Origin of the sequence: Senegalia sp. (in: firmicutes), assembly GCF_052088025.1 — a bacterium.
Lineage (GTDB): Bacteria > Bacillota > Clostridia > Tissierellales > SIT17 > Anaeromonas.
Window position 1 is genome coordinate 1 of sequence record NZ_JBQCYD010000086.1, and the last position, 4,128, is coordinate 4,128.

Annotated in this window: 6 protein-coding genes; 2 read left to right on the top strand and 4 right to left on the bottom strand. The window is 25.6% G+C overall.

All coding sequences use genetic code 11. From position 1 onward, the window contains the following. Nucleotides 1–232 precede the first annotated feature (232 nt). Nucleotides 233–1,177 (top strand): calcium/sodium antiporter, encoded by a 945-nt coding sequence (locus ACTHUW_RS12545; RefSeq protein ID WP_442198703.1) that lies wholly within the window; start codon nt 233–235, stop codon nt 1,175–1,177. A 45-nt stretch (nt 1,178–1,222) separates the two neighbouring features. On the opposite strand, the gene ACTHUW_RS12550 is transcribed toward ACTHUW_RS12545, so the two are convergent. The 4 genes from ACTHUW_RS12550 to ACTHUW_RS12565 form a co-directional block, all read right to left on the bottom strand. After that, the gene (locus ACTHUW_RS12550; protein WP_442198704.1) at nt 1,223–1,858 is read right to left on the bottom strand and encodes an SdpI family protein; all 636 of its coding nucleotides are present in this window, start codon (nt 1,856–1,858) and stop codon (nt 1,223–1,225) included. Nucleotides 1,859–1,860: 2 nt separating this feature from the next. Further along, entirely contained in the window at nt 1,861–2,121 is a 261-nt protein-coding gene (locus tag ACTHUW_RS12555) for an autorepressor SdpR family transcription factor (RefSeq protein ID WP_442198705.1), read from the bottom strand. A 143-nt stretch (nt 2,122–2,264) separates the two neighbouring features. Beyond that, entirely contained in the window at nt 2,265–2,393 is a 129-nt protein-coding gene (locus tag ACTHUW_RS12560; RefSeq protein WP_442198706.1) for a hypothetical protein, read from the bottom strand. Nucleotides 2,394–2,490: 97 nt separating this feature from the next. Then, nucleotides 2,491–3,108: a CAP domain-containing protein gene (locus ACTHUW_RS12565; RefSeq protein WP_442198707.1), complete on the bottom strand. Its 618-nt coding sequence runs from the start codon at nt 3,106–3,108 to the stop codon at nt 2,491–2,493. A 258-nt stretch (nt 3,109–3,366) separates the two neighbouring features. Between ACTHUW_RS12565 and ACTHUW_RS12570 the strand changes: the two genes are divergently transcribed. After that, a complete protein-coding gene (locus ACTHUW_RS12570; protein ID WP_442213510.1) occupies nt 3,367–4,122 on the top strand; it encodes an alpha/beta hydrolase family protein in 756 nt (251 codons plus the stop codon). Nucleotides 4,123–4,128: the final 6 nt, after the last annotated feature.

Below are 4,128 nucleotides of genomic sequence, written 5' to 3' on the forward strand. Positions count from 1 at the left end.
TAATACTATATCAGTTTTTTTGAAGCTTGTCAACTCTTTTTTAAAATTCTTTTTTGAAGAAAATTTGATTTAAGATGAATTGCTTGTTACTGATAACTTCTATTAATATATCAAAAGATTTTATCATTGTCAAGATTAAAAATCATTTTATATTTTAATGATTTGAATAAGTAGTCTAAATATATCATAAATATTAATGTAGTTGTATTTAATTTGATATGGGGGTAAATATATGTTTTTAACTATAATATTGTTTTCATTAGGATTAGTTTTAATTGTAAAGGGTGGAGATCTTTTTATTGACTCTTCTATTAATGTAGCTAAAATTTCTAATCTGCCAGAAATACTAATAGGAGCTACAATAGTAAGTTTAGCTACAACTGCTCCAGAAGCTATTGTATCTATTACAGCTTCACTAAGAAATTATACCCAAATGAGTGTAGGTAATTCCATAGGATCTATTGTTTGTAATACTGGATTAATTCTAGGAGTTTCTAATTTTATAAAACCAAGTAAGGTTAAAGGCAAATTCACTAAGTTGAAATCATTGATGCTTATAGTGTTTTTTGCTATATTTTTCATTATATCTAATGATAGAATGATCAACCATAGTGATGCTATGATACTTTTAGTTCTTTTATCTATATACATATTATTTGATTTATTAGTTATAAACTATAAAAAATCATCATCTATTAATAATGAAGTAACTTATATGAAAAAAGATCTTATCAAAATATTGTTTTTATTTCTAATAGGAATCACAGGAATATTTATAGGTTCGAATTTGCTTATAAGTAATGGTATTATAATAGCTAAATTTATAGGAGTTCCAGAGGCGGTTATTAGTTTAACATTTATTGCTCTTGGTACTTCTCTACCAGAACTTACTACAGCTCTTACAGCTCTTAGAAAAGGGCATTCATCATTATCTGTAGGTAATATAATTGGAGCAAATATATTAAACATTTCCCTAGTATTAGGTGCTGCTGGTTTTTTAAATCCTCTTGAAATAACAAATCAAAATATATATTTAGACTTTCCAGTAGCTTTTATAATGATTTTAATTTTAGGTCTTTCTTGTATATTAAAAGGCAGAATCAATAAAATAATAGGGTTTTTATTATTTGCTATTTATATATCTTATTTAATATTTTTATATTATCTATATTTTTAAACTTTAATATATGTAAATAAAAATGACAAGAAAAACTTGTCATTTTTATTTATTGTTTATTTTTTTAAATATTAAATAAGAATATATTATTGGGAAAAGCACCATTATTATAGTGGATCCTATTATTATCGCTATTGATATATCTCCTGGTAAGAAGGCAGAAATTATAAATAAAATTCCTGTTATTACAAAAGCATATCTTCCTACTCTATGAGTTTTTTTCCATACTACTTCACTTGCAAGTGTCCAAGGGGTTCTTATTCCAAAGAAGTAATTATGTCTAATCTGACCCATATAATTTCCTATTACTATAAAAAGTGATCCTACGCCTAAAATAACTAATAATTGCATGTTTATATTGTTTCCTAAAGAAGCATATATTGAAATCCAATGTATTATGATTAAAAATATAATTGTAGCAAATATGGTCATATTATATGCTTTTTTATGTTTTTTATAGGATTCCTTTTTTGGATCAATCTTTGGTAGAAATCTCATCAATCCATATAATATAAGTGGTATTAGCGCTGTAAAAAACACTGCTTCTTTTCCCCAATATGAATTCACCTCACCATTTAATCCCCATTGTCTGGGAATTTCTTCAGGAAGCTCAGCATATATAAAAATTGTAGCAATGAATGATAGTAATATTATAACAATTAAAGTCCATTCTTTTTTCATTATCATTTCTCCTCTCTAAAATCCAAAAACCATTTCATTACTTCTTGAACTACTGTAGTATTTAATGAGTATATGATATTTTGACCTTCCTTTTCCCATAATACTAATTCTGCATTTTTTAAAATACTTAAATGATGACTTATTGAGGGCTTACTCATATCAAATTTATCTGCTATTTCACCTGCTAACATATCATTATCTTTTAAATACTCTAATATCTTACGCCTTGTAGGATCAGATAGTGCTTTAAAAGCTTTATTCAATTTATGGCCACCTTTCTCTTAATTAGATAATTAAACAATCATCTAATTATAGTTTATAGTTAAATAATTGTTTTGTCAATATATTGTTAAATAAAAGCCCTATGCATTTTCGTTATGCACAGAGCTTTCATTTAAATATTTATTTAGTACTTACATCCAAAACTTGGATAACAGAATAATACAACTAATAGTAAAAAGAAAAATAGTAATTCACTATTTATTCCTTCTCCCCCACCAAAAGATCCTAATATACCGCCTCTAGATTCTGACATCAAATATCCTCCCTTTCTTTAATATGTTATTTTTATTGCTTAATATATAATACACATTAAAGAAAAAAGTGTGATAGTTTTTTGTTTTTATATAAATTTATTTTGTATTTTTTATAAACATTTGAGTCCAATAATATCCTCCATTATTATCTTTTGCTATACCCACTCCAATTTCATCAAATGAACTATTTAAAATATTTTTTCTATGACCTTCTGAATTCATCCAACCATCCATTACACTTTGGGCTGTTCTTTGTCCACGTGCTATATTTTCACCTGCTGTACTATATTTTATATCAAAATCTTTCATCATATCAAATGGTGATCCATAAGTAGGTGATGTATGAGAAAAATAATTTTTATCTCTCATATCTGTAGACTTATATCTTGCTACTCTTGAAAGCTCCCAATTTTTCTTTAAAGGTGCTAATCCATTTTTACCACGTTCTACATTGACTAGCTCTATAACTTTATCTTCTATAGATTGTCCCTCATCAGCTGTTGGTATTGTTATTTCTTGATTTGGATATATAGTGCTAGGATTTTCAATCTGTGGATTTAAATTGATTATTTCACTCAACCCTATTTTGTGCTTTACTGCTATCTTCCACATAGTATCTCCATATTTCACCTTATAAGTATCTTGTGCTGAAAATACTGGTACTGAAATTAATATTAATATAATTATAAATATACTTGAAATTTTCTTCTTCATATTCTCCTCCTTATTTTTTTATACTTTATTGCAACTACTAGTATAGGGGAAAACATAGTAATAATCAAGCTTATATGCCATGTAAATATTGGGTTTAGAATTAAATATTACTAATATAATTAATTAAAATAAATACACACTTATAATTATTCATGTATATGATTAATGTCTCATTTTAAGTCTTATAAAATTTATTTGCTTAATATAAGAAGTTAGTATTTTAAATAAATGGGAAAGTATATACTAAGGAGGAATTTTATGATTAGTAAAAATTTAAAAATAAAAAATAAATATGATAAAAGGCTTTCTGTCATTTTAAATCTACCAAAGGAAAATATTAAAGATTATATAATCTTTAATCATTGTTTTACTTGCTCTAAAGATTACAAAATTTATAATAATATCTCAAAAGTATTAGCAAGTAATGGATATGCTACTATTAGATTTGATATGATGGGTCTTGGTAATAGTGAAGGTGATTTTAAAGATAGCTCTTTTAGTACAAATATTGAAGATCTAATTTCGGTATATGAATTTGTAAAGAAGAATTACAAAGCTCCTAAATTCCTTATAGGTCATTCTTTAGGTGGCTTAATATCTATAAAATCATCAGAGAAGTTAGAAGGTATTAAGGGCATAGCAGCTATAGGAACTCCTTTTAATTTAGATGGTCTTAAAAATATATTTTCTAAATATTATGATGAATTATCTAAAAATGGAAAAGCTAAAATTGATATAGCTGGAAGAGAGTTCACTATTGGAATAAAGTTTTTAGAGGATATTAAAAATGAAGATATAGAAAGTACTATTAAAAATTTTAATAAACCCATAGCTATATTTCACTCAAATATTGATAAGGTTGTAGATTATAAGTATGGAATAAAATTATTTAATGCTATAAACTCTGATAAAAACTTCATAACTCTTAGTGGGGTCAATCATCTAGTAAGTAAAAAAGATGATGCTTATTATATAGGGCATATCTTAAATGAATGGTTTGACAATATAAAATAGAGATCA